Raw genomic sequence first — 22,172 nt, 5'->3', positions numbered from 1 at the left:
TGCGCCTCGATCTGATAAACGAGAATTGCCGAAGCTCGTTGATCTGCTATGCACAAATGCATGAGTGATCCCGACTGGAACCTCTACCGCGCCTTCCTGGCCGTGCTGACCGAGGGCAGCCTGTCGGCCGCCGCCCGCGACCTGGGCCTGACCCAGCCGACCCTGGGTCGGCAGGTCGCCGAACTGGAGCGCGGCCTGGGCGTGGCCCTGTTCACCCGCTCGCCCCAGGGCCTGAAGCCCACCGACGCCGCCCTCGACCTGGCCCCGCACGCCCGGGCCATGGCCGGAGCGGCCAGCGCCATGGCCCGCGCCGCCTCGGGGGCGGGCAACACCGCGCGCGGGATCGTCCGCATCACCGCCAGCGAGATCATCGGCGCCGAGGTGCTGCCAAGGGTCCTGGCCGCCTACCGCCCGCTGCACCCCGGCGTGGTCGTCGAGCTGTCGCTGGACAACCAGCAGCAGGACCTGCTGCGCGGCGCGGCCGACATTGCCGTGCGCATGGTCCGCCCCACCCAGGACGCCCTGGTCGCCCGCCGCCTGGGCGACACCCACCTGGGCCTCTACGCCCACCGCCGCTATGTCGAGGCGAACGGCGCCCCCATCACCCTGGACGCCTTGCGCGACCATGCGCTGGTCGGCTTCGACAAGGGCACGCCGTTCCTGCGCGGCCTGGTCCAGCACGTGCCCCTGCCGCCGGGGGGCTTCGCGTTCCGCGCCGACAGCGACCTGGCGCAGCTGGCCGCCGTCCGCGCCGGCTTCGGAATCGGCTTCATCCAGCACGGCGTCGCCCGCCGTGACCTCGACCTGATCCCGGTCTGCCCCGGCCAGATCGGCTTCGACCTGCCGGTCTGGCTGGTCATGCACGAGGACCTGCGGGCGACGCTGCGGATGCGGACGATGTTCGACCACCTGGCCGAGGGGCTGGCGGCGTTCCTGGCGACGTCGGGGGCTTAGGAGCCGTGGACAGTAGATGTTGAAGGGCGATGCGGTGCGTCCTTCGAGGCTTCGCTACGCTACGCACCTCAGGATGAGGAGCATTGTTGCTGAATTCCTCATCCTGAGGCGCCCTCCAAGGGAGGGCCTCGAAGGACGCAGGGCGCTTCCCGGCCCAAACCGCTCAACTGTCCGCAGAGCCTTAGCCCACCCCACCGTTGTCATCCCGGCCTCACTTGGCGCGCAGCGCGAAGATCCGGGACCGACGCGTGAACGCAGGCGCTTCCGGCGGTCCCGGATCGGCGGCCCTGCGGGCCTTGTCCGGGATGACAGGCCTTATGGTTAACCCAACCTCAACGCCCGCCGCGCTACACCTCGCCCATGCGCCGCGCCCTCGCCTGCCTGCTGACGATCGCCGCCCTGGCCGCCCCGGCCGGCGCCCCCGTCAGCGCTCAGGTGCGCGCCAAGCCGACGCGGATGATCCCGCCCGTCTCGGCCTCGCAGCCCGTCGAGGCGCCCAATCCGATCCTGCCGATCCCCATTCCCCTGGCCGCCGGCCGCCAGGGCCAGGACCCCAACCAGTGCCGCGCCAGCTGCGCCAAGGCCTACTATTTCTGCGGCGCCAGCGGCGACGACGACGGCTGCGGCGGTCAATGGGCCCAGTGCAAGAGCCGCTGCACCGCGACCTACACGCGCCTGGGCGGCTGACCTGCCCCAAGGGCAATTTGACCTGCCGGATAACGCTGTTACGCTCTCCTGAACAACGATAAGTCAGGGAGAACGCGATGGCTCCGGCGCTACCCAAGGCCTGCATCATCGGCGCGGGCTGCAGCGGTTTCACCACCGCCAAGCGGCTGAAGGACGCCGGCGTCCCCTATGACTGTTTCGAGGCCTCCGACGACATCGGCGGCAACTGGTACTATCGCAACCCCAACGGCCTGTCGGCCTGCTACGAGAGCCTGCACATCGACACCTCGAAATGGCGGCTGGCCTTCGAGGATTTCCCGGTCCCGGCCGGCTGGCCCGACTTCCCGCACCACAGCCAGGTCCTGGCCTATTTCAAGGACTACGTGGCCCATTTCGGCCTGCGCGAGACCATCACCTTCAACACCAAGGTGACCAGCGCCCGGCGCACCGACGACGGCCTGTGGTCGGTGACCCTGTCGACCGGCGAGACCCGGCTCTACGACGTGCTGCTGGTCTGCAACGGCCACCACTGGGACCCGCGCCTTCCCGAGTATCCCGGCCAGTTCGACGGCGTCGCCTTCCACGCCCACGCCTATAGCGACCCGTTCGACCCGGTCGACATGCGCGGCAAGACCGTGGTGGTGGTGGGCATGGGCAATTCGGCCATGGACATTGCGAGTGAGCTGGCCCAACGGCCGATCGCCGGCAAGCTGATCGTCTCGGCCCGGCGCGGGGTCTGGGTGTTTCCGAAATACCTGAACGGCAAGCCGTCGGACAAGTCGGCCATGCCGCCGTGGATGCCGCGCAAGCTGGGCTTGAAGATCGTCCGCGGCCTGATCCGCAAGCATGTGGGCCGGATGGAGGACTACGGCCTGCCCAAGCCCGACCACGAGCCGCTGGAGGCCCACCCCTCGGTGTCCGGCGAGTTCCTGACCCGGGCCGGCTGCGGCGACATCACCTTCAAGCCGGCGATCAAGGCGCTGGAGGGCCGCGAGGTCCGCTTCGCCGACGACAGCGTCGAGGCGGTCGACGTCATCGTCTTCGCCACCGGCTACAGGATCAGCTTCCCGTTCCTGGACGAGCCGGCCCTGGTTCCCGACGCCGACCACCGCCTGCCGCTGTTCAAACGGATGATGAAGCCGGGCGCGCCCAACCTCTTCTATATGGGCCTGGCCCAGGCCCTGCCGACCCTGGTCAATTTCGCCGAGCAGCAGTCCAAGCTGGTCGCCGCCTATCTGACCGGCCGCTACGCGCCGCCGAGCGAAGCGGAGATGGCGAAGATCACCGCCAAGGACGAGGAACGCCACACCGGCCAGTATTACGCCTCGGCCCGCCACACCATCCAGGTCGACTTCGGGGTCTATTGCGCCGACCTCAAGAAGGAGATCGCGGCGGGCGAGAAGCGGGCGCGGGCGGCCGGCGGCGCCTTGCCGGTGGCGGCCCGGGCGGGCGAGGCCTTGCCCCTGGCGGCGGAATGAAACGCGGTGCGTCCTTCGAGGCCCGCTGCGCGGGCGCCTCAGGATGAGGAAATCAGAAACAGACCACCGTCCTCATCCTGAGGTGCGTAGCGAAGCGAAGCCTCGAAGGACGCAGGGCGGTTCAGCCAGAGCTTGCTCCAATCCCCGATTGGGGCTGAAATCATGACGGGGCGTCATCTGGCCTCGCCACGAGTCGCGTTCCGATGTCGAACATCGCCTATTTCCCCGCCCGCCCGGATCCGGAGGACAGCCGTCCGGGCAAGCGCGAGCGCACCAAGGTCGCCAATCGCCAGGCGATCCTCGACGCGGCGCGCGCGGTGTTCGGCGAGCTGGGCTACGAGACCGCCACGGTGCGCGACATCATCCGCCGCACGGGTTTGGCCTCGGGCACCTTCTACAATTACTACAAGTCCAAGGAAGAGGTGTTCGACGCCCTGGCCGACGACGGCGCGCGGCGCTTCCGGCCGATCCTGCGGGCCGAGTCCGACAAGGCCGTCGATTTCGAAAGCTTCCTGCGCGGCGCCATCCGCGCCTATTTCGACTTTCTGGAAGGCGAGCACGAGAGCTGGCGGATCAACCGGCCGGCCGGCGAGGTCTTTCCCCACGCCCGCGCCACCCCGGAAATCGTCGCGGTGTTCGACGAGGTGCGCGACGCCTTCGCCAAGGTGCTGGAGCACGACCACGCCCCGGCCGTCGACCTGGACTACTTCACCGCCGCCTGTATCGCGGTGGCCCGCGAGGTCGGCGACAAGATGCTGGAGCGCCGGCCGATCGACGTCGAGGGCGCGGCCGACTTCGCCGTCCGGATGATCCTGGGCGGCCTGCCCGCCCTGCCTCGCCTCTAGAGCCTTTTCGCGCCCGACAACAACGAGAGCCCCCAAATGGCCGATCCCGCCGTCCAGAAGTTCATCCTCAAGGTCCTGATGTCGCTGCCCGGCCCGATCCTGCGGGCGATGTCCGGCGGCGGGACGGTCTATCGCGGCGGACGCACCCTGGACCCGCGCTTCCAGTTCCTCACCGCCGCAGCGGCCAAGATGCCGTCGATCACCAGCCTGTCGCCGGACGAGGCCCGCGCCGCCAGCGCCAAGGGCCTGGCGGCCATGAGCGGTCCGCCCGAGCCCGGCGTACGCACCGAGACCCTGTCGATCGACGGGCCTGAAGGCCCCTTGAAGCTCCGCGCCTACCGCCCGGCCGACCAGGACAGCGACGCGCCGCTGATCGTCTTCGCCCACTTCGGCGGCGGGGTGATCGGCGACCTGGAAACCTGCCACGCCTTTTGCGGGATCCTGGCGCGGATCGCCCGCACGGCGGTGATCTCGGTCGACTACCGCCTGGCCCCCGACCACCGCTTCCCGGCCGGTCTGGACGACGTGCTGGCCGCCTTCCGCTGGAGCCGCGACAACGCCGCCCGCTTTGGGGCCCTGCCCGGGACGGCGGCGATCGGCGGCGATTCCATGGGCGGCAACTTCGCGGCCATCGTCGCCCAGGAGATGCAGCGGACGGGCGAGGCCCAGCCGGCCCTGCAGCTGCTGATCTACCCCGCCGTCGACGTGGCCAGCGAGACCGCGTCCATGACCACCTATGCCGACGCCTATCCGCTGAGCCGGCCGATCATGGACTGGTTCATGGGCCACTATATGGGTCCGGACGCCAACCCGGCCGATCCGCGCCTGTCGCCCGACAAGACCACCGACCTGGCGGGCCTGGCCCCCGCCGTGGTGATCACCGCCGGCTTCGACCCGCTGGTCGACCAGGGCGAGGCCTACGCCAAGCGCCTGGTCGCGGCCGGCGTGCCGACCACCTACCGCTGCTACGACAGCCTGGCGCACGGGTTCACGGCGTTCACCGGGGCGGTCCCCGCGGCCGACGCGGCGTGCCGGGAGATCGCGCGGCTGGTGCGGGCGGGGTTCGAGGCGCGGACCTAGCGATGAATAGCGTTCTTGAACCCTTCCCCCTGGAGGGGGGAAGGGCAGGGATGGGGGTGGCGCCGGTGGTGGGTCGCGCCGCGTTCCAGCCCTATCCTGAACCGTTTCCACCCCCATCCCCAACCCTTCCCCCCTCCAGGGGGAAGGGAGTCTGATGCGCGCCCTCGTCGTCGAAACCCTGGCTCCTGATTTCGCCGGCTGCGCGATCCGCGACGTCCCCACGCCCACGCCGGGGCCCGGCGAGGTGATGGTCCGGGTGAAGGCCGCCAGCGTCAATTTCCCCGACCTGCTGATGACCCGCGGCGAATACCAGTTCAAGCCGCCCCTGCCCTTCACGCCCGGCCTCGACCTGGCCGGCGAGGTGGCGGCCCTGGGCGAGGGGGTGACGGGCTGGAAGATCGGCGACGCCGTGGTCGGCGGCGCGCGGCTGGGCGGGTTCGCGGACTATGCGGTGCTATCGGCCGACGCCCTGAAGCCCAAGCCCGCCCGGCTGTCGTTCGGCGAGGCGGCGGCCTATGGCGCGGCCTACCTCACCGCCTATGTCGCCCTGGTACGGCGGGCGCGGCTGGAGCCCGGCGAGTGGGTGCTGGTGCACGGCGCGGCCGGCGGCGTGGGCCTGGCGGCGGTGGACCTGGCCAAGGCCCTGGGCGCCAGGGTGATCGCCGCCTCGGCCTCCGACGGCAAGCTGGCGGCGATCCAGGCCCTCTACGCCCCCGACGCCGTGGTCAATGTCACCGAGGGCTTCAAGGACAAGGTCAAGGCGATCACCGGCGGACGCGGCGCCGACGTGATCTACGACCCCGTCGGCGGCGACGTGTTCGACGAGAGCGTGCGCTGCATCGCCTTCGACGGCCGGCTGCTGGTGATCGGCTTCACGACGGGGCGCATCCCGACGCTCTCGGTCAACATGCCGCTGATCAAGGGCTTCTCGGTGATGGGCGTGCGGGCCGGCGAGTACGGCCGCCAGTTCCCGGAGAAGGGGCGCGAGAACGTCGAGGCGGTGCGGAGGATGGCGGACCAGGGCGTGATCCATCCGCATGTGCATGCGGAACTGCCGCTGGAGCGGTGGCGCGAGGCGTTCGAGTTGCTGGCGGAGCGCCAAGTGATCGGCAAGGCGGTGATCCGGCCCGATATCTCCACCTGAGCCCACCCCGGCGGCAGGTTCCAATCGCCGCCTGAGCGAGCTATGATCGAACCATGTCCAGCCGTCGCGATCATGCCGTTTCGCAACCTTCCGAAGTGTCCTCGGCCGAGGATCTGGAGACAGCCGCCATCTTGGCGAAGGCGGATCGCGATTGTGACGCGGGCCTCGGCCTGCGGGGCCAGGACGCCGCGACTTTTCTCAGACGCGTGCTGGATGACGCGCGGGCGCGTGTCGCCCTCGCCAAGCGCGACTGATCCCAGTTGGTCCGCGAACTGGTTGTCTCGCCACGCGCGGAGGGCGACATCGTGGCGGCGGCGGATCGGTTTTTCGCCTATGATGGACCCACGCCCCAAGCCTTGCGGCGCCTTCAGGATCTGGTCGAAGCCATCGAGGACCTGATCAACGCCCCGGTGCGGTTCAGGACGAGCGCCAAGTTCGCTGGCGTGCGCGAGCGGATCGTCAGCGGCTGCACGATCTACTTCCGCGTCCTGCCTGACACGGCCGACAACGCCACTGCTGGAGACGTGCGGGTGCTGCACGTGAAATTGCCGGGTCAGGATGATCCCGTTCGGCTGCGGGCTCGATAAGGCGCGGACTCATGTTGACAGGCCGCGCCCCTTCCCTTATCCACCGCCCCTCACTCGCGGAGGCCCCTCGGCCCTCGCGTCCCATTATTATCGGAGCCACCTCGTGAAGCGGACATTCCAGCCGTCGAAGCTCGTGCGAGCCCGCCGTCACGGCTACCGCGCGCGTATGGCCACCAAGAACGGCCAGAAGATCGTCGCGCGTCGCCGCGCCAAGGGCCGTAAGCGCCTGACGGCCTAAAAGCCTTCTCCCGCTTTTCGCGGGAAACAAGACCATGATGGAAGCCGCCCTTTCCTCGAACCAGGCCCAGCGCCTGCGCCGGAAAGGGCGGCTTTTTTCATGACCGAAGCCCAGCTTCCGCCATCCGTGAAGATCGAGCGCCTCAGGAAGCGCCCGGACTTCCTGAGGGCCGCCAAGGCTCCGGCCCTGGCGCGCGGCGCGGTGTTCATGCAGATGCGCGCCCGCCTCGACGACGACCCGCTGATCCGGGTCGGATTCACCGCCACCAAGAAGATCGGCGGCTCCGTTCAGCGAAATCGCGCCAAAAGACGCCTTCGCGAGGCCGCCAGGCTACTTCTTCCCCTTCATGGCCGCCCTTCATGCGACTATGTGTTCATTGCCCGCGGCGGAACTGGCCAGCGGGCGTGGGGGCGTTTGCTTGACGATGTTAAAACCGCGCTGATAAGCCTCGCCGCCGAACACGATCGCGCGGGCCCGGGCGACAAGCCCGCTCCGCACGCCCCCGTCGCGCCCGATTCCTCCGTTTCTGGTTAAGTCACCCCATGCAGAACGACTCCAACAAAAACACGCTGATGTTCCTCATCTGCGCGTTTGCGATCCTGATCGGCTACCAGTTCCTGTACGCGGGCCCGGCCAGCCGCAAGGAAGCCGCCGCCGTCCAGGCCAGGAAGGTCGCCGAGGCGCAGGTCGCCCTGACGCCCGGCATGGTGGTCGGCGCCGACGGCAAGCCCCAGCCGCTGAAGCTGTCGCGCGACGAGGCCAAGGCCCAGAGCCCGCGCATCATCGTCGACACCCCGGCCCTGTCGGGTTCGATCGCCCTGAAGGGCGCGCGCATCGATGACCTCTGGCTGAAGCGCTTCACCCAGACGGCCGACAAGAATTCGCCGCCGGTCGAGCTGTTCCGCCCCGAGGGCGCCGAGCACGCCTGGTTCGCCGACTTCGGCTGGGCCGGCGCCAACCTGCCGGGCCTGCCCACGCCGCAAACCGTGTGGACGGCCCCGGCCGGTCAGGTGCTGCGCCCCAATTCCCCGGTCACCCTGACCTATGACAACGGCCAGGGCCTGGTGTTCACCCGCCAGATCTCGGTCGACAGCGACGCGATGTTCACCGTCGCCGACAGCGTCCGCAACCAGGGCGGCGCGGCCGTCGCCGTGGCCCCCTACGCCTCGGTCCAGCGCCAGGGCGTTCCCGACACCCTGGGCAAGACTCAGATCGTCCACGAAGGCGCCATCGGCGTGTTCGGCGGCGTCAAGGACGAGAAGTACGTCCTGAGCCAGACGAAGTACCAGAAGTGGAAGAAGGACAAGCCGGACCAGACCTTCGAGTCCAAGGGCGGCTGGAACGGCATCACCGACAAGTACTGGCTGGCGGCCCTGGTGCCCGAGCAGTCCGAGACCGTGCAGGGCCACTTCCGCGTGGTGCCCGCCAGCGGCGTCGACATCTATGAGTCGATGTTCCTGGGCGCCGCCAAGTCGCTGCAGCCCGGCCAGACCGTCAACCACACCACCCGCCTGTTCGCCGGCGCCAAGACCGTACCGCTGCTGACCCGCTACGAATACGGCGGCAAGCCGGTGGTCTGGTGGCAGTTCTGGAACCGTCCCGCCAGCGTCATCCCCAGCTTCGACAAGGCCGTCGACTGGGGCATGTTCTCGGTGTTCACCCGCCCGATCTTCAACGTCCTGGAGATCTTCTACAAGCTGGTCGGCAACTTCGGCGTCGCCATCATGCTGCTGACCGTGGCCCTGAAGCTCATCCTCTTCCCGCTGGCGGACAAGAGCTACGAGTCCATGGCCAAGATGAAGAAGATCGCCCCCGAGGTCGAGAAGCTCAAGGCCAAGCACAAGGACGATCCCGCCAAGCAGCAGCAGGAAATGATGGCGCTGTACGGCAAGGAGAAAATCAATCCGATGATGGGCTGCGTGCCCATGCTGATCCAGATTCCGATCTTCTACTCGCTGTACAAGGTGCTGACGGTGACCATCGAGATGCGGCACGCGCCGTTCTTCGGCTGGATCACCGACCTGTCGGCCCGCGACCCCTCCACCATCTGGAAGCTGTTCGGCGCGATCCACTGGGATCCGGCAATGGCCCCGTTGATCGGCGGATTCCTGGACGGCCCGCTGCACATCGGCGTCTGGCCGCTGCTGTACGGCTTCACCATGTGGCTGACCACGGCGATGAACCCGCCGGCCGGCGATCCGCTGCAGCAGAAGATCTTCCAGCTGTTCCCGATCATCTTCACCTTCACCCTGTCGCAGTTCTCGGTGGGCCTGGTGATCTACTGGTGCTGGAGCAACGTGCTGACCATCCTGCAGCAGTACATCATCATGCGCCGCTACAAGGTGGACAACCCGATCGACCAGCTCCTGAACCGCTTCCGCGGCAAGACCGCCGAGGCCACCTGATGGACGAACTCGCCTATACCGACGACGAGATCGAGGCGGCCCGGGTGCTGTTCGCCCAGCCGGCGACCTTCATGATGGGCGCCGTCAAGATGGACGGCATGCCGCCGCCGATCCTGCCGGAAGTGGCCTTCGCCGGCCGCTCCAACGTCGGCAAGTCCAGCCTGATCAACGGCCTGGTGGGCCAGAACCACCTGGCCCGGGCCTCGAACTCGCCGGGCCGCACGCGCGAGGTCAACTTCTTCGTGCTGGCCGAGCAGCTGCGGCTGGTCGACCTGCCCGGCTACGGCTTCGCGCGGGTCTCCCGCAGCGTGGCCGACAAGTTCCAGGACCTGGGCCGGGCCTATCTGCGCGGCCGGGCCAACCTGAAGCGGGTCTATCTGCTGATCGACGCCCGCCACGGGCTGAAGTCGGTGGACACCGAGGCGCTGGACGCCCTGGATGTGGCGGCGGTCTCCTACCAGATCGTCCTGACCAAGGCCGACAAGATGAAGCCGGCCGAGGTCGAGGCCACGGTCGCCGCGACCCTGAAGGCCATCGCCAAGCGCCCCGCCGCCTTCCCCAGGGTGCTGGCCACCTCGTCCGAAAAGGGCGCCGGCCTGCCCGAACTGCGCGCCGAGATCGCCCGGACGTGTTTGTCTTAGCGGACCCGCCGTGCGTCCTTCGAGGCCCGCTGCGCGGGCGCCTCAGGAAGAGGAGCGTTGTTGCTGAATTCCTCTTCCTGAGGTGCGAGGCGAAGCCGAGCCTCGAAGGACGCACGGCGCCAAATCTCTCCACAACCTCGTTCCCAGGCCTTAACCTTCCAGCCAGATCGGCCGGCTAAGGCCACGCCTCCCGTTTCCCGAAGAAGTCCCCCATGACCCGTCACGAACTGAAGACCTGGCCGCAATATTTCGCCGCCGTGCGCTCGGGCAAGAAGCGCTTCGAGATCCGCCGCAACGACCGCGAGTTCGCGGTCGGCGACGTGCTGGTGCTGCGCGAGTTCGACCCCGAGCTGGACGTCTATACCGGCCAGGTCGAGGAGCGGCAGATCACCTTCCTGCTGTCGGAAGAGGACTACGGCGTGATCCACGGCTTCGTGGCCATCGGCTTCGGCGAAGTGGTCCACCATGGCGACATGCCCAGCGACGGGGCCCTGACCGCCGAGCAGCTGGCCCACTGGCATGAGACCACGGCCTCCAACGCCGCCCTGCGCGCCCAGGACGCCCGCAAGGTGGCCCAGAGCTACGCCGCCCCGACCACCGGCCGCGCGGCCATGCCGGTCTCGGCCGACCGCCACAACGCCGTGGCCGCCGCCGCCGAAGCCGAGGCCAGCTTCCACGGGGCGGCGGCGCGGATCGTGCGGGGGAAGTAGATCGATTGGGGACAGGCGCATGCGCCTGTCCCCGTCCCCGCCGCTGAATCAAAAAAGGGCGGACCTGGTGGTCCGCCCTTTTGTCGTTCGCGATGGAACGGAAAGTCTACGCCGCCTGGCGCACCTGGGCCGGGAAGACGTCGTCCATCTTCAGATAGGTGATCAGGCGGCTGTCCAACGAGATGATCGCCTGGATGAACCGCAGTTCGTCCGTGCCCAGGTCCGGGGTCGGCTGCAGGTGGTCGCGCGATACGGTGAAGGTCTCGCTGACGGCGTCGACCAGGATGCCGGCCAGCCGGTCCTGGCACTCGACCACCACGATGACGTGGCGGGTCTCGGGGACGGTGACGCCCAGGCCCAGGCGGTTGCGCAGGTCGATGACCGGCATGATCGCGCCGCGCAGGTTGATGACGCCCTTCAGGAAGCTGGGGGCGTGCGGGATCGGGGTGGCCGGGGTCCAGCCGCGGATCTCGCGGACCGTCTTGACGTCGATGCAGAACTCCTGCTCGCCGATGCAGAACGAGATCAGCTCCAGGGCGGGTTCGGCGTGATCGGTCATGGTCGTTCCCAGGGGCTCGAGATATGGCCGCCACAAGAGCCCGGACGCCGTTTAATAACGGTTAATGCAGAGCTACCGGCGGCGCGCCGAATTGTCGCGTTGCCGCCCGTAGCGCCCGACCAAGGTCCTCCCCCTGTGGGGGAGGTGTCGGCCCAGCCGACGGAGGGGGGAGTTATCGGAAGATGGCCGAACCTACGATCGACGATCCTAAAAACTCCCCCCTCCGGCCTTCGGCCGCCTCCCCCACAGGGGGAGGCTTTGCGTGTCCAGCAGCGCCTCAATCCGGCTCCGAGGCCCCCAGGTCCCCGTCGTCCGTCAGGTTGAACTCGTACCAGACGCCGTTCAGCACCCCGAAGGCGACGGCCAGGCCCAGGCCCAGAACCCAGGTGAAATACCACATGGCTTGGTCTCCTCAGTAAAGGGCGGGATCGGTCTTCAGGGCGGCGGTGCTCGTCCGGCCCCACAGCACCTTGTAGACCCAGGCGGTGTAGAGCAGCACCAGCGGCATCAGCACCACCACGACGATCAGCATGATGAACAGGGTCAGGTGGCTGGATGAGGCGTTCCACACCGTCAGGCTGGAGCGCGGATCGATGCTGCTGGGCAGGATGAACGGAAACATCGACAGCCCGACCGTGGCGATGATCCCCGCCGCCGAGGCCGAGGAGCCGCCGAACGCCAGGGCCGCCGAGCGCTTCCACAGGCCGGCCAGGGCGACCAGCGCGCCCAGGAAGCCCAGCGCCGGGGCGACCAGCATCCAGGGATGGCGGCCGAAGTTGTCGAACCAGGCGCCCGGCGCGGCGATGGCGGCGGCCCGCAGCGGGTTGGACGGCGCGGCCGGATCGATCACGCCCTCCAGGCGGAAGCCCAGGCGCGTGGCCAGCAGGCCGCCGACCAGGAACAGCAGCAGGCTGGCGACCCCGGCCGCCGCGCCGAACCGCCGGGCGCGGTCCTGCACCGGCCCCGCCTCGGCCTTGACGCCCAGCCAGGCCGCGCCGTGCAGCACCAGCATGGCTGTCGACAGCAGGCCGCAGACCAAGGTGAAGGGGGTGAACAGGCCCAGGAACGCGCCGTGATAGGTGGTGCGCAGGTCGCTATCCAGCTTGAACGGCGCGCCCTGCAGCACGTTGCCCACGGCCACGCCGAACACCAGCACCGGCACGAAGCTGCCGGTGAACAGCGCCCAGTCCCAGAACGCCCGCCAGCGCGGGTCCGGCCGCTTGGAGCGGTACTTGAAGCCCACCGGCCGCAGGATCATCGCCACCAGCACGAGGAAGATGGCCAGGTAGAAGCCCGAGAAGCTGACGCCGTAGACCAGCGGCCAGGCGGCGAAGATCGAGGCCCCGCCGGTGATGAACCACACCTGGTTGCCTTCCCAGGTGGCGCCGACGGTGTTGATCACCATGCGGCGCTCCTCGTCGGTCCTGGCGACGAAGGGCAGCAGGGCGCCGACCCCCATGTCGAAGCCGTCGGTCAGCGCGAAGCCGATCAGCAGCACGCCCAGCAGGGCCCACCAGATCAGGCGAAGAGTCGGATAGTCGATCGGGAGTTCCATGGTGCGATCTCCTTAGGCGACGGCTTCGCCGGCGGGGCCGGCGTGGTGGGACGGGAAGGCCTCCTGGTCGGCGAAGGGGCCCTTCTTGATGGTCTTGAGGATCAGCCCGACCTCGACCACCGCCAGGGCGCCGTAGAGCAGGGTGAAGACGACGATGCTGGTCAGCAGCTGCGCCACGCTGAGGGTGGACGGGGCCAGGAAGGTGGGCAGCACGCCCTCCACCGCCCAGGGCTGGCGGCCGACCTCGGCCAGCACCCAGCCCAGCTCGGTGGCGATCCACGGCAGCGGGATGGCGATGACGGCCAGGCGCAGGAACCACCGGGTCTCGTGCCGGCGCAGGGTGACCAGAAGGAAGGCCGTGGCGAACAGGGCGATCATCAGCATCCCGGTCCCGGCCATGATCCGGAACGCCCAGAACATCACCGGCACGTTGGGCACGGTGTCCCAGGCGGTCTTGGCGATCAGGGCCTGGTCGGCCTGGCGCGGGTCGGCGACATAGCGCTTGAGCAGCAGGGCGTAGCCCAGGTCGCGACGGTGGGTCTCGAACACGCCGCGCGCCGTCAGGTCCTTGGGGTTGGCCTTCAGGGTCTCCAGCGCGCCATAGGCGATGACGCCGTTCTCGATGCGGCCTTCGGCCTGGGCGACCAGTTCGAAGATGCCGGCCACCGGGCGGTCGAGGCTGCGGGTGGCGATCAGGCCCAGCACATAGGGGATCTTGATCTCGGCGTGGGTCTTGCGGTCCTTCAGGCTGGGGATGCCGAACGCCGTCAGGCCGGCCGGGGCCGGCTCGGTCTCCCACATGGCCTCCAGGGCCGCGAGCTTCATTTTCTGGTTGTCGGTCAGGGCGTAGCCGCTCTCGTCGCCCAGCACGACCACCGACAGCGACGAGGCCAGGCCGAAGGCGGCGGCCACGGTCAGCGACCGCTTGGCGACGCTCCTGTGCTTGCCCTTCAGCAGGTAATAGGCGGAAACGCCCAGCACGAAGACGGCGGCGATGGTGTAGCCGGCGCTGACCGTGTGCACGAACTTGGCCTGAGCCACCGGATTGAACAGCACCGCCTTGAAGTCGGTGACCTCCATCCGCAGGGTGTCGGGATTGAAGGCCGCGCCGACCGGGTTCTGCATCCAGCCGTTGGCCACCAGGATCCACAGGGCCGACAGGTTGGTGCCCAGGGCGACCATGAACGTCACGCCCAGGTGGGCCACCGGCTTCAGCTTGTCCCAGCCGAAGAACATCAGGCCCACGAAGGTGGCCTCGAGGAAGAAGGCCATCAGCCCCTCGATGGCCAGCGGCGCGCCGAAGATGTCGCCGACATAGTGCGAATAGTAGGACCAGTTCATGCCGAACTGGAACTCCATGGTCAGGCCGGTGGCGACCCCGAGCACGAAGTTGATGCCGAACAGCGTGCCCCAGAACCGCGTCGTGGTCCGCCAGATCGGCCGCTTGGTCATCACATAGACGCTCTCCATGATCACCAGCATGAAGGAAAGGCCGAGCGTGAGGGGGACGAACAGGAAGTGGTACAGCGCCGTCAGGGCGAACTGCAGACGGGAAAGATCGACGACGGCGGGGTCCATGAAGCGCTCCGGTTGTCGCGTGGCGATTGATCGCGCCAGCGACCATCCACCCCTAGACGCGTTGTGGCTAGAACGCTTTGATCCGGATCAAGGACGCCCCCGCCCTTTTCCTTGAACACGAGTGCATGCCCGTCAGTTTCACCGCCGACCTCGACGCCGTCGCGCGGCCCTGGCTGAAGACCATCGGTTTGGCCGGCGGCCGGGCGCGCCAGGCCGCGCCGCTGTGGCTGCTGGCCGACGTGCCCGCCGCCATCGCCTTCGCCGCCGGCCTGGCCCTTTCCATCGACGCATTGGCCATCGACGCCCTGCCGCGCGGCCTGGCCGCCGCCGCGCCCTGGCTGGTCCTGATCGCGGCCGCCGCCCTGGCGCGCGGCCTGCTGGCCAGGCGGGCCGCCGAGGCGGGCGCCAAGGCCGCCGCAGGGGTCAAGGCCCGGGCTCGGCATGAGGCCGTCGCCGCCATCCTCGGCCATGGCGTGGCGAGACGCACCGGCGGCGAGGCCTTGTCGGCCGCGGTCGAGGGCGTCGAGGCGCTGGACGGCCATATCTCCCGCTTCATGCCCGCCCGGCTGGCCTCGGCGCTCGCGCCGTTGCTGATCATCGCCGCCATCGCCGTGGCCACGCCGGTGGCGGCCGCCATCCTGCTGCTGACCTTGATCCCCTTCGGCCTGGTCATGGCCCTAGCCGGCGGGGCGGCGGCCGAGGAGTCGCGGCGGCAGTTCCTGGCCCTGGAGCGGCTCTCAAGCCTGTTCCTCGACCGGGTGCGCGCCCTGCCGGTGGTTTTGGCCTTCCAGGCCGAGGGCGCCGTGACCCGCGACCTGTCCCTGGCCGCCGAGGACCTGGCTCGTCGTACGATCCGTGTGCTGAGGGTCGCCTTCCTGTCGTCGGGCGCGCTGGAGTTCTTCGCCGCCCTGTCGGTGGCCCTGGTGGCGGTCTATTGCGGCTTCAACCTGTTGCGGCTGCTGCCCTTCCCGGTTCCCGAACAGCTGGACCTCAAGCGGGCCTTCTTCGCCCTGGCCCTGGCGCCGGAGGTCTACGCCCCGCTGCGCCGCCTGGCCGCCGCCTATCACGACCGCCAGGCCGCCGAGGCCGCCGCCCAGACCCTGGCCGCCCTGCCCGCCCCCGCACCGGCCCCGCCCCTCGTGACGTTCAAGGCCCCGCCCGCTCTCCGCTTCCAGGCGGTGACCGTCGCCTACGGGGTGGGCGAGACCCCGGTGTTCGAGGGCTTCGACCTCGACGTCGCGCCCGGCGAGGTCGTCGCCCTGCTCGGCCCCAGCGGCAGCGGCAAGACCACCCTGCTGAACCTGTTGCTGGGCCTGGCGCCCTTGAGCGGCGGCGAGGTGCTGGTCGGCGACCGGCGGCTGTCGCACCTGGGCTCGATCGCCGCCGCCGTCGCCTGGGCGGGCCAGTCGCCGCTGGTCCTGCCGGGAACCCTGGCCGACAACCTGGCCCTGGCCTGGCCGACCGCCGCGCGCGACCAGCTCGAACAGGTGGCCCGCATCGTCGGCCTGGCCCAGGTGCTGGACGGGCGCGGCGGCCTGGACGCCCGCCTCGACGAACGCGGCGCCGGCCTGTCGGGCGGCGAGCGCCGGCGCCTCTCCCTGGCCCGCGCCATGCTCAAGCCCGCCACGATCCTGCTGCTGGACGAACCGACCGCCGACCTTGACGCGGCGTCGGAGCTGGCCCTGCTGCCGGTCATCCGCCAGGCCGCGGAGGGCCGCACCACGCTGATCGCCACCCATTCCGAAGTCCTGGCCGCCCTGGCCGACCGCGTGGTGCGCCTGTGAGCGGGCCCGGAACAACAGGCGGCTCCCTTCCCCCTGGAGGGGGGAAGGGTCGGGGACGGGGGTGGAAGACTTTCCGGATGGGGTTCGGCCCGCGTGAAACCCGCCAGCGGCGCCACCCCCAGCCCCAGCCCTTCCCCCCTCCAGGGGGAAGGGAGTCGCCCTTGGCCCTTCTCATCCGCCAGCAGCGCCGGCGCCACGCCGACGGCCTGCGCCTGGCCGCCGCCTCGGCCGCCGTCGTCGGGGCGGCGACGGTGCTGCTGCTAGGCCTGTCGGGCTGGTTCCTGACCGGCGCCGCCATCGCCGGCCTGGCCGGGCTGGCCAGCGCCCAGGCCTTCAACGTGCTGCTGCCCAGCGCCGGCATCCGGCTGCTGGCCATCCTGCGCACCGCCTTCCGCTACCTGGAGCGGCTGAGCGGCCACGCCGCCGCGCTCAAGGCCCTGGCCGCCATTCGCCCGGCCCTGTTCGCGTCGCTGGCGGCCAGCCCGCCGGCCCAGGCCCTGGCCCTGTCGCGCGGCGAGGCCTCGGCCCGGCTGGTGCAGGACATCGACGCCGTCGAGACCCGCTTCATCCGCCTGTCGGCCCCCTGGGGGGCGGGTGCGGCGGTCGCCGCCGGCCTGGCCATGGCCGCCCCGGCCGGCTGGGCCCCGGCCCTGGTCGTGGCCGTGGCGGTGGCCGGCGCGGTGACCTCCGCCCATTGGCTGGCCCGCCGCCTCAACGCCCGCACCGGTCCCGCCCTCCAGCGGGCCGCCGGGGCCCTGAAGGATGCCCTGGCCGCCCATGCCGCCGCCGCGCCGGAGCTGCGGGTCTATGGCGCCCAGGACCGCGCCGCCGAAGAGGTCGAGGCCCTGGGCCGGGCGTTGGACGACCTCAAGCGCCAGGCCGTCGCCGCCCAGGGCTGGCTGGCCGTACTGCAGGGCCTGATCCTCGGCCTCGCCGTCGCCCTGACCCTGGCCTTCGCCCATGCCGCCGCCGCGCCCCTGGCGGCCATGGCCGGCCTGGCGGCCGCCATGGCGCTGGAGGGGCTTGGCGGTCTGGGCAAGGCGTTCGAACAGGACGCGGGGGCGCAGGCGGCGGCTCAGCGGCTGGACGAGGTGCTGGTTCATGCGCCGGCCACGCCGGACGCCCCTGCCGCGCCGGATCGTCCGAGCCTGAGCTTTGGGGATCTTGTCCTGGAGCCTGGGTCGCGGCTGGTCCTGACCGGCCCCTCCGGCTGCGGCAAGACCACCGTGCTGGAGCGACTGCTGGCCCTGCGGCTCTCAAATTCCGACCATCCCCGCGAAAGCGGGGACCCAAGCGGCCTTGGTCCATTGACCGCCGAGCGAGGCCGCAAACTCGGCTTGGGTCCCCGCTTTCGCGGGGATGATCGGCGTGTGGGGTTGAGGTTGGAGATTGACGGCCAACCTGTCGAAGCCCTGGACGTTCAGATCCTCCGCCCCGCCTTCGCCCACGCCCCCCAGGACGCCGCCCTGATCGCCGGCACGGTGCGCGCCAACCTCCGCCTGGCCGGCGACCACGCCGAAACCGCGCTCTGGGACGCCCTGGCCGACGCGGCCCTGGAAACCCGGGTCCGCGCCCTGCCCCAGGGCCTGGACACCTGGATCGGCGAGAACGGCGAGCGCCTGTCGGGCGGCGAACGGCGGCGGCTGTCCCTGGCCCGCGCCCTGCTGCGCGACGCGCCCTGGCTGCTGCTGGACGAACCCACCGAGGGCCTCGACCCCGCCACCGAGGCCCTGGTCGTCCAGCGCCTCGACGTCCGCCTCAAGCGCACCGGCCAGGGCCTGGTCCTGGTCAGCCACCGCGCCGCGCCACGCGCCCTGTGCGATCAGCAACTGCCAATCGCTCCGCCCCGCGCTATAGGATAACCGACCTTGGGGAGCGGAGACCGCTATCACGTGATGACCACGGTTTCGGCCGGCACGCTGCACAGCGACCTGCGGCCCCGCGTCTATCTGGCGGCCCTGGCGACGGTGGTCGCCTGCTGCCTGGTCCAACTGGCCCTGCCCCCCAGCTTCTCCGCCTCCTCGGCCTTCCTGCTGTTCGTGCCGGCGGTGCTGATCAGCGCCGCGGTCGGCGGCCTGGCGCCCGGACTGTTCGCCACCGTGCTGGCGGCCGCGGCGGTGTGGGTGCTGAAGGTGCGCGGCCTGCCCGACCAGGCCACGGCGCTGTCGAGCCTGGTGTTCGTGATGATCGGGGTGGGCATGTCGATCGGCGGCGGCTGGTTCCACGCCGCCCGCCGCCGCGCCGCCGCCATGACCCACCACCTGCAGTCGATCCTCGACTCGGCCCCCGACGCGGTCATCGTCATCGACCTGTCGGGCGTCATGACCTCGTTCAGCCCGGCCGCCGAGCGGTTGTTCGGCTGGAGCGCGGCCGAGGCGATCGGGCGCAATGTCAGCCTGCTGATGCCCGAGCCGCACCACCAGGGCCACGACGGCTACCTGGCCCGCTACGCCCGCACCGGCGAGCAGCGGATCATCGGCACGGGCCGGGTGGTGGTGGGCCAGCGCAAGGACGGCTCGACATTTCCCATGGAATTGGCGGTGGGCGAGACCCGGGGTTCCAGGCCGTTCTATACCGGCTTCATCCGTGACCTGACGGATCGCCAGCAGACCGAGACCCGGCTGCGCGACCTGCAGACCGAACTGGTCCACGTCTCGCGCCTGACGGCCATGGGCGAGATGGCCTCGACCCTGGCCCACGAGCTGAACCAGCCGCTGTCGGCCATCGCCAACCTGCTGACCGGCTCGCGTCGCCTGCTCGATCGCGGCCGACCGGAGGACCAGGCCAAGGTGCGCGACGCCGTCGACAAGGCCTCGGCCCAGGCCCTGCGGGCCGGCGACGTCATCCACCGGATGCGCGAGTTCGTCCGGCGCGGGGCCAGCGAGCGGGCGCCCGAAAGCCTGTCCAAGGTGGTCGAGGACGCCGCCGCCCTGGCCCTGATCGGGGCGCGCGAGCACCTGGTCACCACCCGCCTGAAGCTGGATCCCGCCGCCGACGCGGTCTATGCCGACCGGGTGCAGATCCAGCAGGTCCTGGTCAACCTGATCCGCAACGCCGTCGACGCCATGGCCGACTCGCCGCGCCGTGAACTGACCATCTCGAGCCAGCGGCTCGACAGCGGTTCGGTCCAAGTCAGCGTCACCGACACCGGCTCGGGCATCAACGACGACTTCCGCGACCGCCTGTTCCAGCCGTTCATGACCACCAAGGCCGAGGGCATGGGGGTGGGTCTGTCGATCTCGCGCTCGATCATCGAGGCGCACGGCGGCCGCATCTGGGCCGACGCCAACCCCAAGGGCGGGACGGTGTTCCACTTCACCCTGCCGGCCCAGCACGACGACGACCAACGCGACGAGGATGCGATCGATGAGTGAAGCCGTGGTCCATGTGGTCGACGACGACGAGAGCGCCCGCGAGGCCCTGGCCTTCCTGCTGGAAGCCGCCGATTTCGAGGTGCGCAGCCACGTCTCGGCCCTGGCCCTGCTGGACGCCCTGCCGCTGGACGGGGCCGGCTGCGTGATCACCGACATGCGCATGCCCGACATGACCGGCCTGGAGCTGGTGCGCGAGCTGAACGCCCGGGGCTGCCGCACACCGATCATCATGATCACCGGCCACGGCGACATCCCGCTGGCGGTCGAGGCCATGCGGGCCGGGGTGGTCGACTTCATCGAGAAGCCGTTCGGCGAGGCCCGCATCCTCGACGCCGTGGCCCGCGCCCTGGAGGCCGCCCCGCCGCCCGCCTCGGCCCAGGTCTCCGACGACACCGCCCTGACCCTGCAGCGCCTGGAGACCCTGTCCGAGCGCGAGCGCCAGGTGCTGGACGGGGTGGTCGACGGCCACCCCAACAAGGTCATCGCCCGCGACCTGGGGATCAGTCCGCGCACGGTCGAAATCTATCGCGCCAAGCTGATGGCCAAGATGCACGCCGACAACCTGGCCGCCCTGGTGCGCATGACGCTTTCGGCCCGCGGGGGATAGCGATCCCTTGATCACGACTTTCGCTCTTGAATCGCCCCCTCCTCCGTTTCCCCGGCGAAGGCCGGGGCCCAGGTGAAACCCACGAGCCGCCCAGGATGAATCTGGGTCCCGGCCTTCGCCGGGAAAGCGGAGGTGGGATGGCTGGCTTCCATGAAGCAGCTGAGCGCGAGCTCTAGGTAATCCCCCTTAGGCGTGGGCCCCGACTGTACCGTTCCGCGCCGACGCGGGAGATTGGGGCGCCAACGGGAGATCTCCATGCTGTCCGTGATCCACGCCCCAATACCGTCGTCCGCCCGCCAACCGGCGGCGCCGATCCTCGACGGCCCGCACCGCGCTCACGGACGCGACGAGACGATCTTCGACCAGGACGCGCCGGCCGACCGGGTCTACCAGTTGATTTCGGGCAGCGTGCGCACCTGCCGGATCCTGCGCGACGGCCGCCGGCAGATCGAGGCCTTCCACTTCCCCGGCGACGTGTTCGGCCTGGAGCGCGGCGCGACCCATCGGGTCGGCGCCCAGACCCTGGGCCAGACCCTGGTGCGGGTGATGCCGCGCGCCGCCCTCGACGCCCTGGCGGCGGAACGCGGCGACGTCGCCCGGCGGCTGCTGGAACTGACCACCGACAGCCTGCGCCGCAGCCAGGACCACGCGCTGATGCTGGGCCGCCGCGCCGCCTGCGAGCGCGTCGCCGCCCTGCTGCTCGACCTGGCGGAGCGGACGGGCGCGGAGGTGCTGCTCGACGTGCCGATGACCCGCCAGGACATGGCCGACTATCTGGGCCTGACCATCGAGACGGTGTCGCGCACCCTCACCCAGTTCCAGCAGGATGGCCTGATCGCCCTGCCGGCGGCGCGCAAGGTGCTGCTGCGGGATCGCGGGGCGCTGGAAGCGATGGTGGATTGATCCACCACGACGCCGTCATCCCCCGCTTTATGCGGGGGACCCAAGCGGCGGCTGATACATCGTAAGAACGCTGCCGCCAGCTCGGCTTGGGTCCCCCGAACAAGTCGGGGGATGACGGGCTTTTGAATTAGCTGGAGCTCACCACCATCCACACCGCCGCGCGCTCCCCCGGCGCCAGGGCCACGATCCCGCTATCCTCGCCGTGGAACGGGTCGGGCCGGTTGGCCACCGGTTCTGCGCAGACGAAATCGGCGCCCGGCGGCGAATAGACGTGCAGCCAGCGGCAGTCCGGCGAGGCGGTCAGGGTCGTGCTGGCCCCGCCCGGCGCCGACAGCGTCGCGACGCCGTCCCAGCCGGTGTAGCAGTTGTCGATCAGCTCGGAGACCGCCGTCGGCGCCCCGACCGCCCAGTCCGAGCGCCAGGCGCCCGCCACGTGGGTGGTGGGCAGGCAGTCGCCGTCGATCATCCAGACGCCCGTGACCCCGGCTCGCAGCCGCTCGCCGGGTCTGGCCGGGAAATAGGGGTGGAAGCCCAGGCCGGCCGGCATCGCCTCGCCGCCGGTGTTGGTCACCGACAGCTCAAGGCGCAGGCCGTCGTCGTCCAGGGTGAAGCGCTGCTCGGCGCGATAGGCCCAGGGCCACTCGCCGGACGCATGGTCGAAGCTCAGCACCGCCTGGGTCTGGCTCGCCGATTCCACGGTCCAGGCCTCGCGCCAGCCCTGGCCGTGCAGGGCGTGCGGGTGATCGCCGAGGTTCGGCGACAGAACCACGTCATGGCCGCCGAAACTGAAGCGGCCGTTCGGAATGCGGTTGCAGTAGGGGACCAGCGGGAAACAGCCGGTGTCGAGCACCTCGGCCGTCCCCGCCGGCGTCGGCCGGGTCACGTCGCGGCCGTCCCAGGTGAACCGGCCCAGGGCGCCGCCCAGGGCGGGCAGGATCTCGACGCGGGCGCGGGCGGTCTGCAGGACGACGGTCATGGGGCCTTACTCGGTGGCGTCATTGAGCGGCTTGCTACGCACATCGCGCCGTCGAAACAAGCGCCCTTCGCCCCGGCTTCCGCCCCCG

The 22,172-nt window shown here is 70.1% G+C and carries 23 protein-coding genes; 18 read left to right on the top strand and 5 right to left on the bottom strand.

Annotated features, from left to right (window positions below; translation table 11 throughout):
* Positions 1-60 precede the first annotated feature (60 nt).
* The 13 genes from ASD79_RS02655 to ASD79_RS02600 all read left to right on the top strand — a co-directional run bounded on the left by ASD79_RS02655 (position 61) and on the right by ASD79_RS02600 (position 10,748).
* Positions 61-954: a LysR family transcriptional regulator gene (locus ASD79_RS02655; RefSeq protein WP_056719865.1), complete on the top strand. Its 894-nt coding sequence runs from the start codon at positions 61-63 to the stop codon at positions 952-954.
* A 360-nt stretch (positions 955-1,314) separates the two neighbouring features.
* Positions 1,315-1,641, top strand: coding sequence for a hypothetical protein (locus ASD79_RS02650; RefSeq protein ID WP_056719492.1), 327 nt, complete (start codon positions 1,315-1,317; stop codon positions 1,639-1,641).
* A gap of 77 nt (positions 1,642-1,718) precedes the next feature.
* A complete protein-coding gene (locus tag ASD79_RS02645) occupies positions 1,719-3,098 on the top strand; it encodes an NAD(P)/FAD-dependent oxidoreductase (RefSeq protein ID WP_056719491.1) in 1,380 nt (459 codons plus the stop codon).
* Positions 3,099-3,301: 203 nt separating this feature from the next.
* The gene (locus ASD79_RS02640) at positions 3,302-3,943 is read left to right on the top strand and encodes a TetR/AcrR family transcriptional regulator (protein WP_056719490.1); all 642 of its coding nucleotides are present in this window, start codon (positions 3,302-3,304) and stop codon (positions 3,941-3,943) included.
* Positions 3,944-3,979: 36 nt separating this feature from the next.
* Complete coding sequence (locus ASD79_RS02635; RefSeq protein WP_056719489.1) at positions 3,980-5,023, top strand: alpha/beta hydrolase; 1,044 nt, start codon at positions 3,980-3,982, stop codon at positions 5,021-5,023.
* A gap of 154 nt (positions 5,024-5,177) precedes the next feature.
* Positions 5,178-6,167 carry an NADPH:quinone oxidoreductase family protein gene (locus ASD79_RS02630; RefSeq protein ID WP_056719488.1) on the top strand — a complete coding sequence of 330 codons (990 nt, stop codon included), beginning with the start codon at positions 5,178-5,180 and terminating at the stop codon, positions 6,165-6,167.
* A gap of 53 nt (positions 6,168-6,220) precedes the next feature.
* Entirely contained in the window at positions 6,221-6,421 is a 201-nt protein-coding gene (locus ASD79_RS23670; RefSeq protein WP_156400327.1) for a hypothetical protein, read from the top strand.
* A 6-nt stretch (positions 6,422-6,427) separates the two neighbouring features.
* Complete coding sequence (locus ASD79_RS02625) at positions 6,428-6,754, top strand: type II toxin-antitoxin system RelE/ParE family toxin (RefSeq protein WP_056719487.1); 327 nt, start codon at positions 6,428-6,430, stop codon at positions 6,752-6,754.
* A 103-nt stretch (positions 6,755-6,857) separates the two neighbouring features.
* Complete coding sequence (gene rpmH, locus ASD79_RS02620) at positions 6,858-6,992, top strand: 50S ribosomal protein L34 (protein WP_012284717.1); 135 nt, start codon at positions 6,858-6,860, stop codon at positions 6,990-6,992.
* 99 nt (positions 6,993-7,091) lie between these two features.
* Positions 7,092-7,526, top strand: a complete 435-nt coding sequence (gene rnpA, locus ASD79_RS02615; RefSeq protein WP_056719486.1) for a ribonuclease P protein component — start codon at positions 7,092-7,094, stop codon at positions 7,524-7,526.
* 8 nt (positions 7,527-7,534) lie between these two features.
* Positions 7,535-9,397, top strand: a complete 1,863-nt coding sequence (gene yidC / locus ASD79_RS02610) for a membrane protein insertase YidC (protein WP_056719485.1) — start codon at positions 7,535-7,537, stop codon at positions 9,395-9,397.
* Positions 9,397-10,038, top strand: coding sequence for a ribosome biogenesis GTP-binding protein YihA/YsxC (yihA, locus tag ASD79_RS02605; RefSeq protein WP_082584775.1), 642 nt, complete (start codon positions 9,397-9,399; stop codon positions 10,036-10,038). The genes yidC and yihA overlap by 1 nt, the downstream gene beginning before the upstream one ends.
* A 212-nt stretch (positions 10,039-10,250) precedes the next feature.
* Complete coding sequence (locus tag ASD79_RS02600; RefSeq protein ID WP_056719484.1) at positions 10,251-10,748, top strand: ASCH/PUA domain-containing protein; 498 nt, start codon at positions 10,251-10,253, stop codon at positions 10,746-10,748.
* A gap of 106 nt (positions 10,749-10,854) precedes the next feature.
* Here the strand turns inward: ASD79_RS02600 and ASD79_RS02595 are convergent, their stop codons facing one another.
* From ASD79_RS02595 to ASD79_RS02580, 4 genes are all read right to left on the bottom strand, one after another.
* Entirely contained in the window at positions 10,855-11,307 is a 453-nt protein-coding gene (locus tag ASD79_RS02595; protein ID WP_007669186.1) for a chemotaxis protein CheW, read from the bottom strand.
* Between the two features lie 277 nt (positions 11,308-11,584).
* Positions 11,585-11,707: a cytochrome bd-I oxidase subunit CydX gene (gene cydX, locus ASD79_RS02590; RefSeq protein ID WP_007669187.1), complete on the bottom strand. Its 123-nt coding sequence runs from the start codon at positions 11,705-11,707 to the stop codon at positions 11,585-11,587.
* A 12-nt stretch (positions 11,708-11,719) separates the two neighbouring features.
* A complete protein-coding gene (cydB, locus tag ASD79_RS02585) occupies positions 11,720-12,862 on the bottom strand; it encodes a cytochrome d ubiquinol oxidase subunit II (RefSeq protein ID WP_056719483.1) in 1,143 nt (380 codons plus the stop codon).
* A gap of 12 nt (positions 12,863-12,874) precedes the next feature.
* A complete protein-coding gene (locus ASD79_RS02580) occupies positions 12,875-14,440 on the bottom strand; it encodes a cytochrome ubiquinol oxidase subunit I (RefSeq protein WP_056719482.1) in 1,566 nt (521 codons plus the stop codon).
* Positions 14,441-14,565: 125 nt separating this feature from the next.
* On the opposite strand from ASD79_RS02580, the gene cydD reads away from it, so the two are divergent.
* The 5 genes from cydD to ASD79_RS02550 all read left to right on the top strand — a co-directional run bounded on the left by cydD (position 14,566) and on the right by ASD79_RS02550 (position 21,108).
* Positions 14,566-16,224 (top strand): thiol reductant ABC exporter subunit CydD, encoded by a 1,659-nt coding sequence (gene cydD, locus ASD79_RS02575; RefSeq protein WP_056719481.1) that lies wholly within the window; start codon positions 14,566-14,568, stop codon positions 16,222-16,224.
* Positions 16,225-16,385: 161 nt separating this feature from the next.
* Positions 16,386-18,086 (top strand): ATP-binding cassette domain-containing protein, encoded by a 1,701-nt coding sequence (locus tag ASD79_RS02570; protein WP_056719480.1) that lies wholly within the window; start codon positions 16,386-16,388, stop codon positions 18,084-18,086.
* A 33-nt stretch (positions 18,087-18,119) separates the two neighbouring features.
* Positions 18,120-19,598, top strand: a complete 1,479-nt coding sequence (locus ASD79_RS02565) for a PAS domain S-box protein (RefSeq protein WP_235524303.1) — start codon at positions 18,120-18,122, stop codon at positions 19,596-19,598.
* Positions 19,591-20,205: a response regulator FixJ gene (fixJ, locus tag ASD79_RS02560; protein ID WP_056719478.1), complete on the top strand. Its 615-nt coding sequence runs from the start codon at positions 19,591-19,593 to the stop codon at positions 20,203-20,205. Before ASD79_RS02565 ends, fixJ begins: the two co-directional genes overlap by 8 nt.
* 255 nt (positions 20,206-20,460) lie before the next feature.
* Positions 20,461-21,108, top strand: coding sequence for a helix-turn-helix domain-containing protein (locus ASD79_RS02550; protein ID WP_056719476.1), 648 nt, complete (start codon positions 20,461-20,463; stop codon positions 21,106-21,108).
* Positions 21,109-21,235: 127 nt separating this feature from the next.
* Here the strand turns inward: ASD79_RS02550 and ASD79_RS02545 are convergent, their stop codons facing one another.
* The gene (locus ASD79_RS02545; RefSeq protein WP_056719475.1) at positions 21,236-22,084 is read right to left on the bottom strand and encodes an aldose 1-epimerase; all 849 of its coding nucleotides are present in this window, start codon (positions 22,082-22,084) and stop codon (positions 21,236-21,238) included.
* Positions 22,085-22,172 lie beyond the last annotated feature (88 nt).

It is taken from the genome of Caulobacter sp. Root655, from assembly GCF_001427665.1.
In the GTDB taxonomy this organism is placed as follows: domain Bacteria; phylum Pseudomonadota; class Alphaproteobacteria; order Caulobacterales; family Caulobacteraceae; genus Caulobacter.
The sequence above is the reverse complement of the archived record's forward strand: the minus strand, read 5'-3'. Positions and strand labels throughout refer to the sequence as shown.